The following is a 21,469-nucleotide window of genomic DNA, read 5'->3' on the forward strand; positions in this document are numbered from 1 at the left end:
CGGGCGGGTTTACACCTCCCGGGGCGAACTTTTTTAACCTACCGCACTTTCGCGCAGGTGGTTTTTCAGCTTGTTGTACTCATCAATCACATACTGCTCTGCAGCCCGCTGATCGGCAATGCGTTCAACGTTAACGGCGCAGTACTTGTACTCCGGCGTTTTGGTTATTGGGCTGAGATTCTCTGTCACCAGTTCGTTGCAGGCGCCAATCCACCACTGATAGGTCATATACACCGCGCCGAAGTTAGGTCTGTCGCTGACCTTCGCCCGGGTGATCACCTTGCCTTTGCGTGAATGGACCCAAACCAGCTCCTCATCCTCAATGCCCAGACGCTGCGCGTCGGCGGTATTGATTTGGGCGTAACCCGGCTCATCGGCCAGTTTGGCCAGCGCCGCGCAGTTGCCGGTCATGGAGCGGCAGGAGTAGTGGCCTACCTCACGCACGGTGGAGAGCACCATGGGATATTCATCGCTGAGCTTGTCGAGCGGTGCCAGCCATTCACAGGTGAAGAACTGCGCCAGCCCGTTCGGGGTTGAGAAGCGCTGCTCGAACAGATACGAGGTGCCTTGATCCGCGTTCGACTCATCCCGGCAAGGCCACTGTACATAGCCCAGTTCGCCCATCTTCTCGTAGGTCGCGCCGAAGAAGTCAGGGCACAGATGGCGTAGCTCGTCCCAGATCTGCTTCGTGTTGTCGTAGTGCATCGGATAGCCCATGCGGGTGGCGATTTCACAGATGATCTGCCAGTCGGTTTTCAGATCCCACTTAGGCTCTACCGCCTTGAAAAAGCGCTGGAAACCGCGATCCGCTGCGGTATAGACTCCCTCATGTTCACCCCAGGAGGTGGAGGGCAGGATCACGTCCGCCGCCGCTGCGGTTTTCGTCATAAAGATATCCTGCACGATCACCAGATCTAGCCCCTCAAACGCCTTGCGGACTGCTGAAAGCTCGGCATCGGTCTGGAGCGGGTCTTCCCCCATGATATAGGCCGCCCGCACCTCCCCGTGCTCGACGCGGTGCGGCAGCTCGCTAATGCGGTATCCGGCCCGTTCCGGCAGGCTCTCCACGCCCCAGGCTTTGGCGAACTTCTCCCGGTTTTCCGGGAACTTCACGTACTGATAGCCCGGATAGGTGTCCGGCAGCGCCCCCATATCGCAGGCACCCTGAACGTTATTCTGGCCGCGCACCGGGTTAACGCCAACGTGCGGCTTGCCCAGATTGCCGGTGAGGATCGCCAGGCTGGTGAGGGAGCGCACGGTCTCCACGCCCTGCCAGAACTGTGTTACCCCCATCCCCCACAGAATAGTGGCGTTTCCGGCGGTAGCGTACATCCGCGCGCACTCGCGGATCTGCCGGGCGCTGATGCCGGTTATCGCTTCCACGGATCCCGGGGTATAACTTTCGACGATGCTACGATAGGTTTCGAAGCCTTCAGAGCGGCTGGCGACGAAAGATTTATCATAAAGATCTTCTTCAATAATCACATGCCCGATAGCGTTAAGCAGCGCGATATTGGAACCGTTTTTCAGCGCAAGGTGCATATCAGCAACGCGCGCAGTTTCGATTTTGCGCGGATCGCAGACGATAATTTTCGCCCCGTTGCGTTTGGCGTTAAGGATGTGGTTCGCCACGATAGGGTGCGAATCCGCCGGGTTATAACCGAAAATAAACACCAGATCGGTATTATCGATCTCAGTGATTGCATTACTCATGGCGCCGTTACCGACCGACTGGTGCAGACCTGCAACCGAGGGGCCGTGTCAGACACGTGCGCAACAGTCGACGTTATTGGTACCAATAACGGCGCGCGCAAATTTCTGCATGATGTAATTGGTTTCGTTCCCGGTGGCACGCGAAGAGCCGGTGGTCTGGATGGCATTCGGGCCGTACTTTTCTTTAATGGCGCCGAGGCGGGCCGCAACGTAATCGAGCGCCTCTTCCCAGGAGACGGACTCCAGCCGGCCCCCACGCTGGCGGCGGATCATCGGCGTTTTCAGACGTGGGGTAAGGATCTGCGGATCGTCAACGAAATCCCAGCCGTAGTAACCCTTCAGGCACAGCGTGCCCTGGTTGTTTTTGCCCATCGCCGCGTCGGCACGGGTTATTTTTCCCTTCTCTACCGTCAGCTGCATTTTGCAGCCGGAGGCACAGTAGGGGCAAACGGTCGTTACTGTCTTCATAGCAATGTTCCTAATGAAATCAAACGTAGAACAGCAGGTTGAAACCGAAGCCGTTGTAAAGACCCAGCGCAACCCTCTGCCGTACGACGGGTAGCGCCAGCAGCAGGGTTATCAGCGTAAACAGGAGTCGGATAATCAAAATTACCCTTCCTGGGCCTCTTCTGGCTGCTGATCTTTCTGAACTTTGCGCAGCAGCAGCCACATTCTGACGGTTCTGACGGCCATGTTGCGCGCCGCTGAACTTGGTGGATCCGGATCGGGTACCAGCACTTCGTGGTTAATGCGCAAAGGTACGCTACCGTTGAGCGTCAGGTTGGCGACGATGGCCGTCAGGGTACCAATCGTGATCCCACTGTGCAGGAAGAGCTGGACCATCGCTGGAAGCTGGCTAAACAGGTTGGGTACCAGCACTGGCATCATGCCAAGACCGAGGGTTAATGCCACCACCATGCCGTTGTTGTTATTGCGATAGTTGACCTGCCCTAGCGTACGGATGCCGGAAACGGCCACCATACCGAACATGACGATGCCCGCGCCGCCGAGGATCGGTTTCGGGATCAGCACCACCAGCGCCGCCATTTTTGAGAACACGCCCATCAGAATCAGAATGATACCGGAGACCGAGACCACAAAACGGCTGCGTACCCCGGTCAGACCGATCAGGCCGACGTTCTGGGCGAAAGCAGCGTAGGGGAACAGGTTAAATAACCCGCAGATAGTCGTCGCTACCCCACAGGTGTTGAGGCCGTTGCGCAGCATTCTGGCGTCCACTTTCTTACCGACGATATCGCCGGTGGCCATCATTGAGGACATGGTTTCCACCATGACCACCACCATCACCATCGACAGCAGGGCAACGGGGATAATGTGGAACTCAGGTTTGGCAAACGGCATCAGGGTAGGCAGGTGGAGCCACTCCGTGGCGTTGACCAGTTGGAAATCCAGGGGTTTGAACAAGCTCCAGAGTAGGGTGCCAATGATAAGGCCAATAAGCACCGAGGTGTTCTTGACCACGCCGGAAGCAAAGGTGTAAATGTTGAGGATGATAACGAGAGTAATCGCGGCCATGAGCAGCGAAAAGGGCGCGCCAAAGCCTGTCATCTCGCTATCGCCACCGCCGACCCAGCCGCCGGCGACCGGCATAATCGACATGCCGATAAGGGTCACGATGCTCCCCATCACCACTTTGGGAAAGAAGCGGATCAGTTTGCTTATCCACGGGGCGCAACAGAGGATGAAAATACCGGAAACGATCACGGCGCCAGAGATACCCCCAATCCCATATTCCTTGCCGATCAGCACCATCGGGATAAGCGCCGCGAAGGTACAGCCCTGAATAAGCGGCAGTCGACAGCCCAGCCACTTACCGGCGCCCAGCGACTGCACCATAGTAGCCGCTCCGCAGATAAACAGGTCCGCGCTAATCAGCAAAATAATGTGTTCTGGCGGTAACCCTACCGCGTTGCCAACAACGAGGGGGACTGCGACAGCGCCAGCGTACATCACCAGCACATGCTGCAGTCCATAAAGAATCATTTGTGTAACAGGTAAAATTTCATCAACCGGTGCGGTCGATCTCCCATACTGTGAGGCGGAATTGACAATATCTTTCATGACGTTGTTGTCTCCTGTACGACTTCGCTCCGTAAAAGCGTGAACAGAGGCGAAGTTACGATTCGAAGGCCACTGCCTCCCTGAGCTGATGAAATCATCAGCATGTTGCGCGCACAGTGAGTGATATGCGTAAGATGTGCCAAAAAACAAATACACGGCTATTGAAGGGTAATATTGTGAAATAAATCACGTGATAAGGGATATATGCCCACGAATCGCGGGCGTGCGGAAATGAACCTGGCTGATAATAAATAAGAGGTATCATATTGAGATGGGATGGATCTCATTTTGGTATAACGGGATACGCATTAAATTATCAACAGAGCGATGCCTTTCACTGATTTCACTTACATTTAAATTAAACCAGAGCTGACATGGCGGTGTTTTTTGAGGTGACTCGCAAAAACGGCCGTGGCATCAATAAAACAAAAAAAAGCGCATGATTATTGCATCACAGTTCTGAGCGACTTTTAGAATAATAAAGGGGATCAGATGAATAAATTTATCGTTGCCGATGCCGCGAACTGTATTGCCTGCCACGCCTGTGAAGTAGCCTGTGTTACCTCGCACCACCAAGACAGCTGGCCTCAGCAGCGCAGTGACTTTCTCCCACGCATTCACGTGTTCTTCCACCGCAACGTCAGCAGCGCTACCACCTGCCACCACTGCAACGATGCTCCCTGCGTCGGCTCCTGCCCGACCCAGGCGCTGCAGTTTGCTAACGACAGCGTTCAGTTTAAAGACGCGCTGTGCATCGGGTGTAAAAACTGCGTCATCGCCTGTCCCTTTGGCGCCATTGAGATGGTTGCAAACGATGATGACGCCCCGCAGCTGGCGCAGAAATGCGATCTCTGTAGCCAGCATCCTTCCGGGCAGCAGGCGTGCGTGGCCAGTTGTCCGACCCAGGCGCTGCGCCTGATGGATGAGGCCGGCATCAACCAGCTGCGCAAGGAACGGCAGATCCGCTCTGCCATAGGGCAGCCGGTGGACACTGTTCGCGGTGCGCGGCGCCAAGCGATTCTCGACAAACCGCCCCGCGTTGGAGCGAAAAAAGTCGCCGCCGACGCCCGCAGGCAGCATTTCGAGGAGATCTACCAGCCGTTGAGCGAATGCGATGCCGAATATGAGAGTGAACGCTGCCTCAATTGCGCACAGAAAGCGTGGTGCAACTGGACCTGCCCGCTGCATAACGCTATTCCGGATTTCATCCGCCTGGTGAACGAGGGCAAAATTATCGAGGCGGCAGAACTGTGCCACCAAAGCAGCTCCCTGCCGGAGATCTGCGGCCGCGTTTGCCCTCAGGACCGACTCTGCGAGGGCGCCTGCACCCTGAAGGGCGAGGGCGGTTCGGTGGCCATCGGCAACCTTGAGCGTTACATCACTGATACCGCGTTGGCAATGGGCTGGCGTCCTACTCTCGGCGAAGTTACCCTGCGCCAGGAGCGGGTAGCGGTGGTCGGCGCCGGGCCTGCGGGCCTAGGCTGTGCCGATATTCTGGCCCGCGCGGGCGTACATGTTGACGTCTTCGATCGCCATCCGCAGATCGGTGGCCTGCTGACCTTCGGTATTCCACCGTTTAAGCTGGATAAAAACGTGCTTGAGGTGCGGCGCGAAATTTTCAGCAGCATGGGCATCCACTTCCACCTCAATCAGGAGATTGGCCGCGACGTGGCTTTCAATGATCTGGTGGACAACTACGATGCCGTGTTCCTCGGCGTTGGCACCTACGGCCTGATGGCCGCAGGTCTGGAGGGAGAAGATGCCCCGGGTGTGATTCAGGCCCTGCCGTTCCTGATTGCCAGCACCCGCGAGGTGATGGGGCTTGAAGAAAGCGCCGAGTATCCGCTGACCGATATCAAGGGCAAGCGCGTCGTGGTGCTCGGCGGCGGCGATACGGCGATGGACTGCCTGCGCACCGCCGTCCGCCGCGGGGCTGAGAGCGTGACCTGTGCCTACCGCCGTGATGAGCTGAGTATGCCCGGCTCGAAAAAAGAGGTGGTGAATGCCCGGGAAGAGGGCGTTAACTTTGAGTTCAACGTTCAGCCGCAATACATTCAGCGCACCCGCAAGGGGCAGGTCAAAGCGGTGGGTATGATCCGCACGAAGATGGGCGAGCCTGGCCCGGACGGCCGCCGTCGGCCACAGCCGATAGCAGGCTCCGAGTTTGAGCTGCAGGCCGACGTGCTGATTATGGCTTTTGGCTTTCAGGCCCACGAAATGCCGTGGCTGCGCGCTCACGGTATCAAGCTGGACCGCTGGGGACAGATCCTCACCGGCGGCAAAGGGCGCGGAACCACTCAGACCAGCAACGACAAAATCTATGCCGGGGGTGATGCCGTCACCGGTGCCGACCTGGTGGTGACTGCTATGGTGGCGGGGCGTCAGGCGGCCAATGAGATGTTGACCCAGTTCAGGGAGAAGGAGGGGATATGACCAGTTTTATCGTCGCCAGTCCGCAGTCCTGTATCGGCTGCAGGACCTGTGAAGTGGCCTGTGCGCTGGAGCATGTGACCCCGGGTGCGGAGTTTAATCCCCGCCTGAAGGTGATGCGTCTCGATGACCTCAGCGTGCCGGTCATGTGTCATCAGTGTGAGAACGCTCCCTGCGTGGGTGCCTGTCCGACCGGAGCGCTCAGCATGGGCGCAGAACGGGTCGAGGCCGATGCCGGACGCTGTATCGGCTGCCAGAGCTGTGCCGTCGCCTGTCCGTTTGGCGCGATCGCCATTGAGGTGAATACAGGACAGACGCCGGTTATCGTCAAGTGCGATCTCTGCGGCGACAGGGATCGCGGACCCGCCTGCGTTGACGTCTGCCCGACGGCGGCGCTGAGTAAAATGACCGAAAAGCAGCTCAACGATCTGCAAAAGCAGCGCAATATCGCCACGGCCGCGCTGCTTACACTTTAACCTTCCTACCCGGCTGCTTCACGCCTGCCGGGCCTGTTCGACCTCCGACCCTGGTTGTGCCACCCGGCAAAACTGCGGCACCAACAGCAAAAAGCCCGGCCAGATTGGCCGGGCTGGGTCACTGGCTTACGCTAGCCGTCAGGGCAGGGCATCCATTCTCTCCCACATTTTTTTCGCCACCTTCTGCGCGGCCTTGAAAATGGGCTCGCAGTCGAAGCTGAACTGACGATCCTCATAGATCATCACCCCGTTTACCATTACGCTATGGACGCTGTTTGAACCCAGGCCGAAGGCGATATGCCCAGCGATGTTTTCAGCGATTAGCGGTGTCGGCGGCAGATAGTCACAGATGGTGAGGTCCGCTTTATATCCCGCTTCAAGACGGCCGAAGTGGGCGTTGAAGTTACGCTTCAGCAGCTCGTTGCCGTTGCTTAACGCCTTCGCAAAGCTGTCCGGCCACAGCGGGCCGCCAGCATCGCGGTGTTTGAAGAAGGCAAACTTCATCTCCTCAAACATGTCGGAACCTATGCCGTCGGTGCCCAGCGCCAGATTGCGGATCTGCGGCAGGCGGTGGTTGTAGCCGACATGGTTGTTCATGTTGGAACGGGCGTTATGCACCAGGAAGCCGTCCTGAGCGTTGAGCAGCTCGACATCGGCATCAGAGATGTACAGGCCATGGGCAATGAGCGTCTTGCTGTTGATGAGGCCGAACTCCGCTAGCCGCACCAGCAGATCCTTACCATAGTGGTGGTGGCTGTGGGAGACGTCGTAGCTGTCTTCCGCCGCGTGGATATGCAGGCCGCGGCCAGTCGCTTTCAGTGCCTCACTCAGCATCATCAGACCTTCATCAGGCACAGTGAACGGCGCGTGGGCACCAATGTGGGCTTCCACCAGGTAAGGTTGATCGCCCTTCTGACGCGCGGCGTCGATCTCTTTGGCAAAGCGGATATTCTCCTCGACGCTGTCGCGCAGCTCACGGCTGCCGAAATTACGGTCGGTGGTTTCGAAGCAGGTCATCCCGCGCAGGCCAACCTTGATGAAGGCATTGCGCAGCTGGCTCAGCGAGCCAGCGATGTAGTTGGGCGACGCGTGATGGTCGATAACCGCCGTACAACCGCTGCGCACGGCCTCCATGGCACAGATCAGACCGCTGTAGTAGAGCGACTCTTCATCCAGCGCTCGGTCAAGGCGCCACCAAAGGTTTTTCAGCGTCGAGATAAAGTCCGGGCTGGGGGCGATATTCGCCTGAATGCCGCGGGACAGGCCCGAATAAAAGTGGTTGTGAGAGCAGACCATGCCAGGCATCACCAGCCGCCCGCGCATCTCCTTGACCTGCGCCTGCGGATAGCGCTGGCTCAGCCCTGGGCCAACGTTGAGAATGCTGTCATTCTCAACGGCAATATCGACATTCTCCCACACTTTCGCCGGATGGAGCTGCACGGCGGTGGCATTCTTCAGGATCAGGATACTCATACTTCAACGCCTCCCAACAGATAGCTTTGGTGCTGATGAATATGGCTGATGATGCGGCACATGGCATCCAGCTGCGGTGGAACCTCTTTGAACTGGCCGCTGTCGCTAATTTCAAGCTGCCACGTCTTGTCGTCCTGGCGCACCTGGACGCAGCCACCCTCGACAAAGAAGCCAGGGTTAGTGCTGTTGACGAAATCTTGTGCCAGGCTGAAAACGGTGATTTTGTCTTTGTACGGTCTACCCTGCCACGGGCAGAACTGGGCGCAGTTGCCGCATTCGTTGCAGTAGGCGTCTAGATGCAGCGTCTGGAAGCGGTTCTGGAAGCCCGGTACGGCCACGGAAATATTGGCGCGGTTCGGACAGACGTCGACACATTTGCTGCAGACGTAGTTACACTCCAGACAGCGGTTGGCCTCCTGCTCAACGAAGGCTTCACGATCGTCTTTATCGACCTGGGCGATGGCGATGGTGCCTTTACGCTGGTAAACGTCTGCCGGATTGACGTTGTTCCAGAATTTGTCTCCGTAGTGGCTGGCGATATTTTCCCGAGCCAGGATCACGTCTGTGGCGCGGCGGGCATTGCCGATAGCGGACACGATAGAGGAGGGGCCGCGCTGAACATCGCCAATCAGGAACACGTTCGGTCTACTGGTCTCGCCTTCGGCATTGACCACAGGCCAGCCCTGGGGATCGAGCGGAATACCCATTGTCGACAGCGCCTCGCCGTCCTGCTGCTCGCCGATTGCGGTAATCAGGGAGTCAACCTTCAGAATACGGCTTTCATTGGTTTCCACCGGGCGTCGGCGGCCTTTCTCATCGGGCTCCCCCAGTTTCATCACGCGCACGACGAGAGTACCGTCGGCGTTAAACTGCTGCGGATTGCACAGCCACTCAAAGTTGACGCCTTCGTGCAGAGCCTCTTCATACTCTTCACGCCAAGCGGGCATCTCCTGCTGAGAGCGGCGATAGACGATGGTGGCGCTTTGCACGCCCGGTACTCGCAGCGCCGCACGGGCGCAGTCCATGGCGGTGTTGCCTGCGCCGACCACGGCCACGTGTTTACCCATATCCAGCTTATCGCCGCGGTTAAACTCGCGCAGGAACTGCAGGGATTTATGCACGTTCTGATTATCGCCACGCAGCTCCACGCCACTGTTCTTATCGGTACCGGTGCCGACCAGCACGTAGCGGAAACCTTTCGCCTGCAGTTTTTCCACGGTCAGATGCGGATCGCAGCCGTATTCAATCTTCACGCCGTGATCGACCACAAAGTCGATATCATGCTGGATAAGCTCACCGGGAATGCGGAACTGCGGAATGATGTTCTGAACCACGCCGCCCGCATTGGCTTCACGTTCAAACACCGTTACCGGATGTCCGGCACGGGCGAGGAAGTAGCCTGCAGCAAGGCCGGCAGGGCCTGCGCCAATCACCGCCACCGGGTGCATGGAGCCGGTGCCCGCCGGTTTATGCCAGCGCTTCTGGTACTCTTCCCAACCTTTTTCCAGCGCAACTTTTTTCAGTTCGCGGATGTTGAGGGCGCTGTCGTAATCCAGGCGTGTACAGTTGAACTGGCACTGGTGATCGCAGATATGGCCGGTAATGGCCGGTAAGGCGTTGCGTTGATAGATGAGTTCCAGCGCGTCTGCGTAGCGGTGTTCGCCCAGTAGACGAATATACTCCGGAATATCCTGCTTGATGGCGCAGGCGGTCACGCAGGGGGCCACGTAACAGTCGAGCAGCGGCAGAGGTTCACCGGTATCAATTCGGTCTTCCGATTTCCAGTGTTTCTGGGTGTAGTCCATGCTCACCGCTTTTTTCGCCAGCGCGTTCAGACGCTCGACGTCGACCTGAGTCAGGTTCCAGCCGTCGGATTTCTCCAGCTCGCGCATACACTCGCTCAGGCGTAGATACCCCCCCGGCTTCAGCAGGTCTGTAGCCATGGTGATCGGGCGAATGCCGGTGTCGAAAATGTCGCGAATGTTGAGCTGGCTGGCGCCGCCTGAGTAGGATATAGGCAGCTTGCCGTCAAACGCCCGCGAGAGCAGGGCGGCAACGTTGATTGACAGCGGGAACAGCGCGCGGCCGGACATGTACATCTCATCCCCGGGCAGCGCACCCTTATTGTTGACGGTGCCCAGAGTGTTGGTCAGCTTGACGCCAAAGCCCAGCTTGCGCTTTTTCGCCAGTGCCATCAGGCGGGTCAGCATCTCCAGGGCCCGATCGATCTTGAGGTCGTGGTCAAAAGACTCTTCGCTGAGGCCGATATAATCGAAGCCGCAGGTGTCGAGAATTTCCCGCACGCGCGGATAGCCGAGCAGGGTCGGGTTCAGCTTGACGAAAGTGTTGATATTTTTCTCTTCCAGCATGTAACGGCAGATGGCTTCGATCTCATCCGGCGGGCAGCCGTGCATGGTGGAAAGGGTAACCCCGTGAACCAGCGTGGCAGGTATGCGCTGCGCCAGGGTATCAAGCCCGGCTTTGCGGGCGCCCTGCGGCAGGCGCTCAATAAACGCTTTGTTATGCAGCCAGCGGTTCAGCGTGTCACGGTACTGGGCAAACTTAGGATGGGCGGAGGCGTCTATCATGTTATCGATAAATTCCTGCATCGGCGGCTGTTTTATGCCGTCAAGGTTGTAGCCAACGCTCATGTTGAAAATAAACGACTTGCCGTCTTTAACCGGCGTCAGGGGGAAAACCTGCTCCAGCAGATGCAGCGCGAACCAGGCTTTCAGATACTCATCCCAGGCTTTTTTCAGGGTAAATTCGGTGGACCACTCGGTGTTAAAGCACTCATCCTCTGCGTCGATACAGGGCTTTTCAAGCTCCAGCTGGTCAAGGATCTGCACCGTTTTCAGTTCGATAAACCGCCCACCAGTGAGCCAGGCGGTAATGATATTCTGTGCCAGCTGGGTGTGCGGCCCGGCTGCCGGGCCGAGAGGCGTTGCGCAGCTTTCGCCGAACACGCTGAGCGGGTGCTGCCCTTGCGGCGAGTAGAACTGCTGTTCGGGAATGCCAAAAATAGACCGTTGAGTCTGATATTCATCGAAAATGCGCGTCAAAAGCTCCTCAAACGGCACGGGACGCATGATATCTCCCATAACCCTCTCCTTAGACATAGTTGTAAGATCGACATTGCCGGATGGTAATCATCCCGACGGGTAACAGAAGAAGAGCAACAATCACACCAGTTATTCAGATAACGACACTGGAATAATGAATTTGTGAGGCATGTCGAAACTCAACGTCGGAGTGTGAATTATTTCACCGTGAATTAATGAGAATTAAAATCACTCAATTTTCTTACCCCATAGTGTTTCTCAAAAACACAGTTAAAATATCACAATGATAATTTATGGCGGCGCTGAGGCTTTTATTACGATGGGGCGAAAACGCATTTCGACTTTTGGTGCTGTTGTACATGAACTAATAAGTGCAACATCTCAATTTCAGCATTATTCCAGTCATCAAAATGACCCAGCTCACGCTTTACAATGAAAATCTGACGGCAAGCATGAATATTGCATCATCTGGATATGTCGCTGCGACGGTATCTTCACCGGGTGTTATGCAGCAGGTGCTGAACTCTCAAACTGAGAAATCCCGTGAGCGTCGCAGAGAGTAAAGGTAGATCTTGAGGTTGATATGAATATTTTCGCACAAGCAGCACGACTTGAAGAACAAAACCACCCCTTTGCCCTGGCGCAGATCGTCGATAGCCGGGGATCGACTCCCAGGCACTCTGCACAAATGCTGATCCGCGAAGACGGCTCGATTGTGGGCACCATTGGTGGCGGCATGGTTGAACGCAAAGTCATTGCCGAAGCGCTTGAGGCTCTGCAAGAGAAAGCGTCGAGAATGTTTCATGGCCGTATGGCGCGCAACGGCAGCGATGCGGTGGGCTCGGACTGCGGCGGGGCGATGTCCGTGTATATCAGCGTCCACGGCCTGCGCCCCCGGCTGGTGCTGATTGGCGCGGGGCACGTTAACCGATCGATCGCCCACGGCGCCGCACTGCTGGACTTTGATATCTGCGTCGGCGATATCTACCCCGAAAGCCTCAGCCCGGAGTACTTCCCCGCGTCGGCCCGCCTGCTGCATGCACCCAACTTCTCTGCGTTGGTTGATGCAATGGCGATCCGGCCGGAAGACTTCGTGCTGATAGCCACCAATAACCAGGACAGGGAAGCCCTGGACAGGCTGATTACCCAACCTGTTGCCTGGCTTGGCCTGCTGGCCAGCCGTCGTAAAGTACAGGTCTTTTTGCATCAGATACGGGAGAACGGCGTGCAGGAATCCGACATTAACCGCCTGCGGGCGCCTATCGGGTACGATATCGGAGCCGAAACGCCAAATGAGATTGCCATCAGCGTACTGGCGGAGATCCTGCAGGTCAAAAACGGAGCGCCAGGCGGGCTGATGACTCAGATTAAAAGTGCCTCGCCGCAGGACCGGATATCCGCCTGCGGCGTGAAGGAGGTTGGGGCCTGAGGGCCCCTAGAGTCAGTCGGCCCAGAAGCGTCGGTCATTCAGTGGAGAGGTTTGCTGCTGGTTTACTGGCTAATAACGGTGCCCGTTTTCCCTTCAATTCCCTCTTTGGCCTTGCTGAGCACGGTGATAAGCGCCTTGCGCCCCGGACGGGAGCGGGCAAAGGAGACGGCGGCCTCGACTTTTGGCAGCATCGATCCTTTGGCAAAATGGCCCTCGTCGATAAAGCGTTCGGCATCGCTCAAGGAGAGCTTATCCAGCCATTGCTCGTTGGGTTTGCCGAAGTTGATGGCCACTTTTTCTACAGCGGTGAGAATGATCAGCACGTCGGCGTCGATCATCTCTGCCAGCTTCGCACTCGCCCAGTCTTTATCAATCACTGCGCTGGCGCCGCGTAGGTGATTCCCTTCACGTATCACCGGAATACCGCCGCCGCCCACGGTGATCACCACGTGACAGGCGTCTATCATGGCTTTCACCGTTTCTTTTTCGATAATGTCCACCGGTTTCGGCGAGGCGACCACACGGCGATAGCCACGTCCGGCATCCTCTTTCATGGTATAACCGTTTTTGGTCAGCTGTTCGGCTTCCTCTTTAGTAAAGAATGAACCAATGGGCTTGGTCGGATTGCGGAAGGCTTCGTCGTTTGCATCCACTTCCACCTGGGTAATCAGGGTGGCCACCGGAATATCCAGCTTGCGCGACAGTAGTTCTTCGCGCAGGGCGTTCTGCAGGTCGTAGCCAATATAGCCCTGGCTCAGCGCTACGCAGACTGACATTGGCAGCATCGGGGTATGGGCTTCGGTTTTCGCGGCCGCTTCGAAGGCGAGGTTGATCATTCCCACCTGCGGGCCGTTGCCGTGGGTAACCACTACCTGATGGCCCTGGGCGATGAGATCAACGATTGCCTGAGATGTCTGCTTAACGGCCTGCATCTGTCCGGCGAGATCCTCGCCCAGCGCGTTTCCGCCAAGGGCAAGAACAATTTTTTTACTCATAGATTCCTCTCATTAAGTCTTTGGTCCGCTAACGGCAAGGTACTCGGTGGAAAATCGGTTACGGTGTAAGAAACGGCCTTGCCCGGCACTGCCGGTAAAGGTACCGTTGTCAAAAATGACCCGGCCTCGGGAGAGCGTCTGGCGAATGGCTCCCTGGCAAGTAAAGCCTTCATAAGGCGAATAGTCGGCGTTGTCGTGCAGCATCTCATGACGGATAGTGGTCGTGCGTTGAGGATCGATAATCACTACGTCGCCATCGGCACCGGGCGCCAGCAACCCTTTCTTCGGCCACAGGCCAAAAAGCTTGGCCGGATTGGCACTGGTCAGGGCCACAAAGCGCTCTGGCGAAATACGCCCGGTCATTACCCCGTGGGAGAACAACAGCAGCAACCGGTTCTCGACCCCCGGAAGACCGTTCGGGCAGCGGCTGAAGTCGCCCCCGGAGATCTGATGCCGCTGAACCGACGAGAAGGTGCAGTGGTCTGTTGCCACCGTATCTATCGAACCGTCGTTAATGCCGCACCACAGCGCGTCGTTATTGCTGGCGTTGCGCAGCGGCGGGCTGAGGAGATAGTTGAGGGCGTCCTCGCGTTCATAGCAGCGGTCGTCGAGCAGCAGATACTGTGGGCAGGTCTCTACCCATACCGGTTGGTTGCGCGCTTTGGCGAGGCGCAGGTAGTCCAGCCCGAGACCGTTGGAGAGATGCACGATGTAGAGCGGCACGTTTCCGGCCAACTGGGCGAGGTTTATCATTCTGGCAATGGCCTCTGCCTCGCACTCCAGCGGACGGCTCAGGGCATGATAGCGCGGCGCAGTCTTGCCGGCGTTGATAAACGCTGTCCGGCGCAGAGCGATAGCGGCATCGTTTTCCGGATGGACGGTAGTCAGAGCCCCGGCACGATGCAGGTGGCTCATTGCCTGCAACACTTCATCATCGTTAAGCCTGTACTGGTAGGTCAGATAGAGCTTGAAGCTGCTGATGCCGGCTTCCACCATCATTGGGATTTCATCCAGAATGCCGGGGGTTACGTGCTGGATGACGCCGTGAAAGCTGTAGTCGATCACCGCTTTGTAGGCCGCGTAGCCACGATAAACGTCAAACTGATGGCACAGATGACAGCCCGCTGGCCCGAAGCCCATATGATCGACGATGGTGGTGGTGCCACCGCAGGCGGCCGCCCGGGTGCCGGTAAAGAAGTCATCGCAGCTGCGGGCGAGACCCACATCAATGTTGAAGTGGGTGTGAACGTCGACACCGCCAGGCATTACGTAGCAGCCTTCAGCGTCAATGAATTCGCAGGGTTGTTGTGCCTCAATAGAGTCGGCAAGGCGCTTGACGAGACCATCTTCGATCAACAGGTCCTGCTTTACCTGTCCGTCGGCGTTGACGACGAGGCCATTTTTAATCAGTACGCGCATAGAAACCTCAAAAACCCGCCGCAGGGGCGGCGGGGAACAGGACAAACAGTTACTCCGTTGCCAGCCAGCTAAGCGGGATGGCGGCATACATTGCGGCACAGGTCACCAGATGTGATTTCCAGGTTTTCTCGTTAGGCGCGTGGGCTTCAGGTTCTTTACCTGGGCCAAAGCCGATAACCGGAATACCGTGACGGCCCATAATGGAAACGCCGTTGGTGGAGAAGGTCCATTTGTCTACTACCGGTGCTTTACCGAACAGGCCCTCATAGGCATTGCTCAAAGCGCGAACGGTAAAGTGATTCTCTTCCACTTTCCAGGTCGGGAAGAAGCACTCTGTTGGATAGACCAGGCCGGTCCAGGACGGACGCTCGTAGTTGTACATGGAGACCACGGCTTTGGCTTTCTTCACCGCAGGCAGATCGCGAATCTCTTCCAGCGCGCCCTCCCAGGTTTCGCCCCAGGTCAGACGACGGTCAATAGAGACGGCGCAGCTGTCCGCGACCGCGCAGCGGCTTGGGGAAGTGAAGAAGATTTCGGATACGGTGAGCGTACCTTTGCCGAGGAACTCGTCGTTGCCCAGCGTATGGGACAGTTGTTCCAGCTCGGTCAACACCGGTGCCATTTTGAAGATGGCGTTATCGCCACGCTCCGGTGCGGAGCCGTGGCAGCTTACGCCCTGAACCTCAACGCGGATCTCCATGCGGCCACGATGACCACGATAGATCTGGCAGTCGGTCGGTTCGGTACTGACTACAAACTCTGGACGGATGCCGGACTGTTCGATGATGTATTGCCAGCACAGCCCGTCGCAATCCTCTTCCTGAACGGTACCGGTGACCAGCAAGGTGTATTCATCTTCCAGACCCAGGTCCTTAATGATTTTGCCTGCATATACCATGGATGCCATACCGCCTTCCTGATCGGACGCGCCGCGTCCGCCGATCAGTTCGTCGGTCTCCATACCTTTATACGGGTCGAAACTCCAGTTTTTCATGTTGCCCACGCCGACGGTGTCGATATGCGCATCCATTGCTATCAAACGCGGGCCGTGGCCGATATAGCCCAGCACGTTACCCATCGGGTCGATTTCGACTTTATCGAAGCCGACTTTTTCCATCTCTTCCTTGATACGGTGCACCACGCGCTTCTCATCGCAGCTTTCGCTAGGAATGGCGATCATATCGCGCAGGAAATGGGTCATCTCTTTTTCATACTGGTTTGCTTTTTTAACAATCTCTTTGAACGGAATTTGCTTAGCCATGAATGTGTTCTCCAGTTCTTAACATGCCCGCCTGACGGGAGGAATTGAGTAAACCTGTTATTGCACTGCCGGATGTTTGCCTTCCCAGACCACTTCGCGATAGTGCTTAACGTCGGTGTCGCCTTCGGTGCTAATCACCAGCACCACGGAGTTACTGTCCAGTTTCAGCTGGTGCATCAGCACCTCGCGCTGCGGATTAAAGTGGACGGCGGCGAGCAGCCCAATGCCGACGGCACCCGACTCGCCGGAAATAATGCGTGAGTCACAACCGAACGGATTACCCAGCACTCGCATTCCCAGGGCGGCGACGGCGTCCTGGCAGGAAACAAACTGGGTGGCGCAGTTGCGCAGTACTTCCCAGCCCAGCGGATTCGGCTCGCCGCAGGCGAGACCCGCCATAATGGTGGCCATGTCGCCACCGACGTTAACAATTTGTCCTTTTACGCCCGAACGATAGAGGCAGTCCGCCAGTGCCGGTTCGACGATAATGGAGTGCAGGTTTTTCGCGCCATAAACATCGGTCAGGTAGCCCAGCACGCCGCCCGCCATCGCCCCCACGCCGCCCTGCAGCAGCACGTGCGTCGGCCGTGAGATGCCCATGGAGGAGATCTGTTCCACGGCTTCATCGGCGAGCGTAGCGTAGCCCTGCATAATCCAGGTCGGGATTTTGGTGTAGCCTTCCCAGGCAGTGTCCTGAACAACTTCCCAGCCGTTTTTCTGCGCGGTCTGCATGGTGAAACGCACGGTATCGTCGTAGTTCATGTCGGTGACGATGCACTCGGCCCCAAGGCGAAGAATGGCGTCAACGCGCTCCTTGGCCGACCCTTTCGGCATATAGATAACGGCATTCTGTCCCAGTTGCTGCGCCGCCCAGGCCACGCCGCGACCGTGGTTGCCATCGGTGGTGGTGGCGAAGGTCATCTTCTCCTTGATGCTTGATTTCAACTTTTCAAAGGAGAGTTCGTTGATATCCAAATGGTATTTTTCACAAAGCAGCCGGGCGATGGCATAGGAACCGCCCAGCATCTTGAAGGCGTTAAGGCCAAAGCGTTGGGATTCGTCTTTAACCAGAATTTTTTTCACGCCAAACAGGGCGGCGAGTTCGTTCAGGGGCATCAGCGGCGTGGGCTTGTAGCCGGTAATTTTTTGATGAAAGCGGCGCGCCTGCTGCGCCTGCTGGCGGGAAAACAGCGGTGAAGTCTCCCCGTTAAAAAAACGGTTTTCGGCAATATCCATTTTCAGTGAGAAAGCAGACATACTCGCTCCTTATCCTTCAATGGCAAAATAGTGGGGCTTGGTCCGCAGGCCAGCCGGAGACGGTTATTTAATACGTTTCTGCGCTTCCTTGAGCAGTTGCTCCAGCACCTGACCCGGATTGGCGTATTTGCGGCACATGATCATCGCGGCGATGATATACGGCTTCCAGCTCGCCTCTTTGTAGGTTGGGATACGGTATTTCTCGAAAACGCCTTCGGTGACTTCACCCTCTTTACAGGAAACGCCGGTGATGTCCGCAGGCAGGCAGTGCATGTACAACGCTTCGCCGTTGCGTGTATGCTTCATCATCTCTTCGGTGCAGTGCCAGTCTTTATGTTTGGCGTTCTGTTCCAGACAGGCTTTCTCCAGCGTTTTCAGACCGTCGTGATCGTTCGCGCGCAACAGTTCGGTGCGTTTTTCCATCACTTTGTACGGGGCCCAGGACTTGGGATAGACGATATCGGCGTCTTCGAACGCCTCTTTCATATCTGTCACCTGACGGAAGCTGCCGCCGGAGGCCTTGGCATTGTTTTTTGCCACTTTTATAACGTCCGGGATCAGGTCGTAGCCTTCCGGATGGGCCAGGGTGACGTCCATACCGAAGCGGGTCATCAGACCGATAATGCCCTGCGGTACGGAAAGCGGTTTGCCGTAGCTTGGGGAGTAGGCCCAGGTCATGGCGATCTTCTTGCCCTTCAGGTTTTCCAGCGAACCGAAGTGCTCGCGCAGCCAGGACAGGTCAGCCATTGACTGGGTAGGGTGGTCGATATCGCACTGCAGGTTGATCAGCGCCGGACGCTGCGGTAGCACGCCCTGCCTGTGGCCGTCGTCCAGTGCCTCGCCCACTTCGCGCATGTAGGCGTTGCCAGCCCCCAGGAACATGTCATCGCGAATGCCGATAGCGTCGGCGCAGAAGGAGATCATATTGGCGGTTTCACGCACTGTCTCGCCGTGAGCAATCTGCGATTTACCCTCATCCAGATCCTGCTGCGCCAAGCCCAACAGATTCAGCGCGGAGGCATAAGAGAAGCGGGTGCGGGTGGAGTTGTCGCGGAACACGGAGATCCCCAGCCCGCTGTTAAACACTTTGGTGGCAATATTTTCTGAACGCAGCGTCTTCAACGCGGCGGCGACATCCAGCACCTGCTTCAGTTCATCCGGCGACTGTTCCCAGGTCAGCAGAAAGTCTTTCTCGCTGAGGTGAGAGTTGAGTTTGTTGATATCCTTAATCAGTTCGTTAACAGTTTTCATGTTTCAATCCTGGTTGTGAATGACGGCTTAATGATTGCTGTGCGGTCGGATATGCAGAGTTGCCGAATTAGCGACTGCCAGCGCTGTATTATCACTAACAATAAGCGTGCCAACCCCCCAGCAGAACCCGCGGAGGTGATTGAATGAGGGCAATTATGCGAGGTCTGTCACGAAGTTAATCAGGTTTTTCTGGAGGCCATAAATAGAAGATTTTGTCAATGGGTAAACTTGGGCGAGATGTTAACTTTTACTACAGGAAATAGTCGTACTGTCGTGATGATTTCTCGCCAATATGATAAATGGCGCATTAAATTTATCATAATGATATAAAACTGTGATAGACATTACATATTTCAGATAAGGGAGGGAAGGGTAGCACTATCTATATAAACGCGAGTAGGGGAAGGGAGTAGCATCATTCTATGAACATAAAATAAAATCACCTCGCACGGTTGTGTTTCAGGTGTTCAATATTAAAAGGCCGATAGATATATGATACCGCCAACACCCTCCGTTTTGATGCAGATCCAGCCAACGATTCAAAAGTTTGCCAGGATGCTTTCCAGCGTGCTGCAATTGGAAGTTGAGATAGTCGATAACGCATTATATCGGGTTGCCGGAACTGGGGTGTTCGGTAAAAACATTGGTCATAAATTGATCGAGAATTCGCGACTTCTTCGCCACATTATTGAGACAAAGGCCGAGAAGGTCGTCACCCACTCCCGCTTTGATCCCCTATGTAAAGATTGTAGCAATAAAGCGAAATGCGAGGAGAAAGCCTTCCTGGGTACTCCGGTAATGTATCATGACCAGTGTGTCGGCGTTATTAGCCTGGTAGCGCTGACCCGCGAGCAGCAGGAGCGCATTAATGCGAATATTCAGGAGTTTTCTGATTATGTTCGCCATGTCTCAACCATATTTGTTTCTCGTTTTTTGCAGGACCCAGCCGGCGGTGACAATATCCAGAAGATTTTTTTAACCATGATTGAAAATATGGATCAGGGCGTTCTCGTGGTAGGCAACGATCAGAACGTAAAATTCGCGAACCGGGCGGCGCTGAAAATAATGAACACCAATCCAGAAAGCGTGATTGGTAAAATGCTCTATTTTCAGCCCCTGACCTTTAAGAATAATTTCAAGCAGGGCCACATGCAGCACATTATCTCCTTTAACGATCGTAAGGAGTTAATTATTGGCCAGCTGCACGCGGTGCAGGATCAGTGGCTGTTCCTGATGGCCTTCCACCAGTCCCACTCTTCAGCGGATTTCAGCAGCGTGCAGGAGGGGCCTCAGATCGAGGCCATGATCGGGGAGTGCCGTCCAATGCGTCAGCTGAAAAAGCTGATTAGCCGCGTTGCGTCTAGCCCTTCCAGCATAATGCTTATCGGTGAGAGCGGAACCGGGAAAGAAGTGGTTGCCCGAGCGATCCACAAGCTCAGTGACCGCCAGGCAAAGCCCTTTATCGCCATCAACTGCGCCGCCATTCCGGATCAACTGCTGGAGAGCGAACTGTTCGGTTACGTGAAAGGCGCATTTACTGGCGCATCGGCTAACGGAAAAACGGGGCTGATTCAGGCGGCCAATAACGGAACGCTATTTCTTGACGAAATTGGTGATATGCCGCTCACTTTGCAGGCCAAGTTGTTGCGGGCCATTGAGTCGCGTGAAATCCAGCCGGTAGGTGCCAGCCATCCGGTGCCGGTGAATATTCGCATTATTTCTGCCACCAATCAGAACCTAGAGCAGTGCATTGCCGAGGGTAAATTCCGCGAAGATCTCTTCTATCGCCTCAACGTCATCCCGCTGCGCCTGCCGCCGCTGCGCGAACGACAAGAGGATATCGAGCTGCTGATCCACTACTTCCTGCATCTGCATACCCGTCGGCTCGATCTGGTCTATCCCGGAGTTGCCATAGAGGTGATTGATTTTCTGAGGCGCTACCGCTGGCCGGGCAACATTCGTGAGTTAAGCAACCTAATGGAGTACCTGGTCAACGTGGTGCCGTCGGGAGAAATCATCGATATGTCGCTGTTGCCGCCCAATCTGGTCAGCAGCAATGAAGTGATCGGGCTTGCCCCGTCGCGGACGATTGCCACAGCGGCATCTCAGGAAGAGAACTTCACTGCGCTGGATGAGATGGAGCGGCAGATGATCCGCGACGCGCTTTCGCGCTACAGCAATAAAAAACAGGCGGCAGATGAGTTGGGGATCGGCATTGCGACGCTATACCGGAAGATAAAAAAATACGAGCTGGCATAAGTGTAATCCCGTCAGCATACTGGATTTATCTGGTAGAACATTGAGTGGAGTAGACAGGGGGGAGACTCATAAGCATCTGACAATCAACGCTGCCCGTTCTTGGTTGTCATTACCTGCGCTAACTAAAATATTCTGATGAGTCAGTTGACCGGTTTGCGTCATTTTCCACACATAAGCGGCTTTGTTGAATAAATCCTATTTGGAATAAGCCTCCCCGTAGCAGGTTGGTGCCAGTCAGGCGATACGCACACTTTCAGGCACACCAGCCTTCGTCATTTTGTTCAGCGCACGCACCATGGCCATAGCCTCCGCAACCTGACTATCGTCATCACGCAGTGTCAGTGAACCACCGAACTTTCAGT

14 protein-coding genes and 1 pseudogene are annotated in these 21,469 nt (G+C 56.0%); 5 read left to right on the forward strand and 10 right to left on the reverse strand.

Annotated elements, in window-relative coordinates:
- Window positions 1-33: 33 nt before the first annotated feature.
- Window positions 34-2,181, reverse strand: a complete 2,148-nt coding sequence (gene fdhF / locus ABIE29_RS09120; protein WP_429618137.1) for a formate dehydrogenase subunit alpha — start codon at window positions 2,179-2,181, stop codon at window positions 34-36.
- Window positions 2,182-2,322: 141 nt separating this feature from the next.
- Window positions 2,323-3,795, reverse strand: coding sequence for a nucleobase:cation symporter-2 family protein (locus tag ABIE29_RS09125; RefSeq protein WP_429618139.1), 1,473 nt, complete (start codon window positions 3,793-3,795; stop codon window positions 2,323-2,325).
- A gap of 492 nt (window positions 3,796-4,287) precedes the next feature.
- Here ABIE29_RS09125 and ygfT point away from each other — a divergent pair, with 492 nt between their 5' ends.
- Both ygfT and ABIE29_RS09135 read left to right on the forward strand, forming a co-directional pair.
- On the forward strand, window positions 4,288-6,228 hold the full coding sequence (ygfT, locus tag ABIE29_RS09130) for a formate-dependent uric acid utilization protein YgfT (RefSeq protein ID WP_429618141.1): 1,941 nt from the start codon (window positions 4,288-4,290) through the stop codon (window positions 6,226-6,228).
- The gene (locus ABIE29_RS09135) at window positions 6,225-6,701 is read left to right on the forward strand and encodes a 4Fe-4S dicluster domain-containing protein (protein ID WP_429618143.1); all 477 of its coding nucleotides are present in this window, start codon (window positions 6,225-6,227) and stop codon (window positions 6,699-6,701) included. The genes ygfT and ABIE29_RS09135 overlap by 4 nt, the downstream gene beginning before the upstream one ends.
- Window positions 6,702-6,839: 138 nt before the next feature.
- On the opposite strand, the gene ssnA is transcribed toward ABIE29_RS09135, so the two are convergent.
- Window positions 6,840-8,168 (reverse strand): putative aminohydrolase SsnA, encoded by a 1,329-nt coding sequence (gene ssnA, locus ABIE29_RS09140; RefSeq protein WP_429618590.1) that lies wholly within the window; start codon window positions 8,166-8,168, stop codon window positions 6,840-6,842.
- Window positions 8,169-8,170: 2 nt separating this feature from the next.
- Entirely contained in the window at window positions 8,171-11,275 is a 3,105-nt protein-coding gene (ygfK, locus tag ABIE29_RS09145; RefSeq protein WP_429618145.1) for a putative selenate reductase subunit YgfK, read from the reverse strand.
- 332 nt (window positions 11,276-11,607) lie between these two features.
- Between ygfK and ABIE29_RS09150 the strand changes: the two genes are divergently transcribed.
- The gene (locus ABIE29_RS09150; RefSeq protein ID WP_429618146.1) at window positions 11,608-11,799 is read left to right on the forward strand and encodes a hypothetical protein; all 192 of its coding nucleotides are present in this window, start codon (window positions 11,608-11,610) and stop codon (window positions 11,797-11,799) included.
- Window positions 11,800-11,819: 20 nt separating this feature from the next.
- Window positions 11,820-12,665 carry an XdhC family protein gene (locus ABIE29_RS09155; RefSeq protein WP_429618148.1) on the forward strand — a complete coding sequence of 282 codons (846 nt, stop codon included), beginning with the start codon at window positions 11,820-11,822 and terminating at the stop codon, window positions 12,663-12,665.
- 62 nt (window positions 12,666-12,727) lie between these two features.
- Here ABIE29_RS09155 and arcC read toward each other — a convergent pair whose 3' ends face one another.
- The 5 genes from arcC to ygeW form a co-directional block, all read right to left on the reverse strand.
- Entirely contained in the window at window positions 12,728-13,660 is a 933-nt protein-coding gene (arcC, locus tag ABIE29_RS09160) for a carbamate kinase (protein ID WP_429618150.1), read from the reverse strand.
- Between the two features lie 12 nt (window positions 13,661-13,672).
- Window positions 13,673-15,079, reverse strand: coding sequence for a dihydropyrimidinase (gene hydA, locus ABIE29_RS09165; RefSeq protein WP_429618151.1), 1,407 nt, complete (start codon window positions 15,077-15,079; stop codon window positions 13,673-13,675).
- 49 nt (window positions 15,080-15,128) lie between these two features.
- A complete protein-coding gene (locus ABIE29_RS09170; RefSeq protein WP_429618153.1) occupies window positions 15,129-16,340 on the reverse strand; it encodes a YgeY family selenium metabolism-linked hydrolase in 1,212 nt (403 codons plus the stop codon).
- A gap of 57 nt (window positions 16,341-16,397) precedes the next feature.
- The gene (gene dpaL, locus ABIE29_RS09175; RefSeq protein ID WP_429618155.1) at window positions 16,398-17,597 is read right to left on the reverse strand and encodes a diaminopropionate ammonia-lyase; all 1,200 of its coding nucleotides are present in this window, start codon (window positions 17,595-17,597) and stop codon (window positions 16,398-16,400) included.
- Between the two features lie 63 nt (window positions 17,598-17,660).
- A complete protein-coding gene (ygeW, locus tag ABIE29_RS09180; RefSeq protein WP_429618157.1) occupies window positions 17,661-18,848 on the reverse strand; it encodes a knotted carbamoyltransferase YgeW in 1,188 nt (395 codons plus the stop codon).
- Window positions 18,849-19,340: 492 nt separating this feature from the next.
- Here ygeW and ABIE29_RS09185 point away from each other — a divergent pair, with 492 nt between their 5' ends.
- Window positions 19,341-21,107 (forward strand): sigma 54-interacting transcriptional regulator, encoded by a 1,767-nt coding sequence (locus tag ABIE29_RS09185; protein WP_429618159.1) that lies wholly within the window; start codon window positions 19,341-19,343, stop codon window positions 21,105-21,107.
- Window positions 21,108-21,341: 234 nt separating this feature from the next.
- On the opposite strand, the pseudogene ABIE29_RS09190 reads toward ABIE29_RS09185, so the two are convergent.
- Window positions 21,342-21,461: pseudogene (locus ABIE29_RS09190) on the reverse strand (IS5/IS1182 family transposase); the annotation flags it as partial.
- Between the last annotated feature and the right edge of the window lie 8 nt (window positions 21,462-21,469).

This window comes from Serratia sp. 2723 (assembly GCF_050434425.1).
Taxonomy (GTDB): Bacteria; Pseudomonadota; Gammaproteobacteria; order Enterobacterales; family Enterobacteriaceae; genus Chania.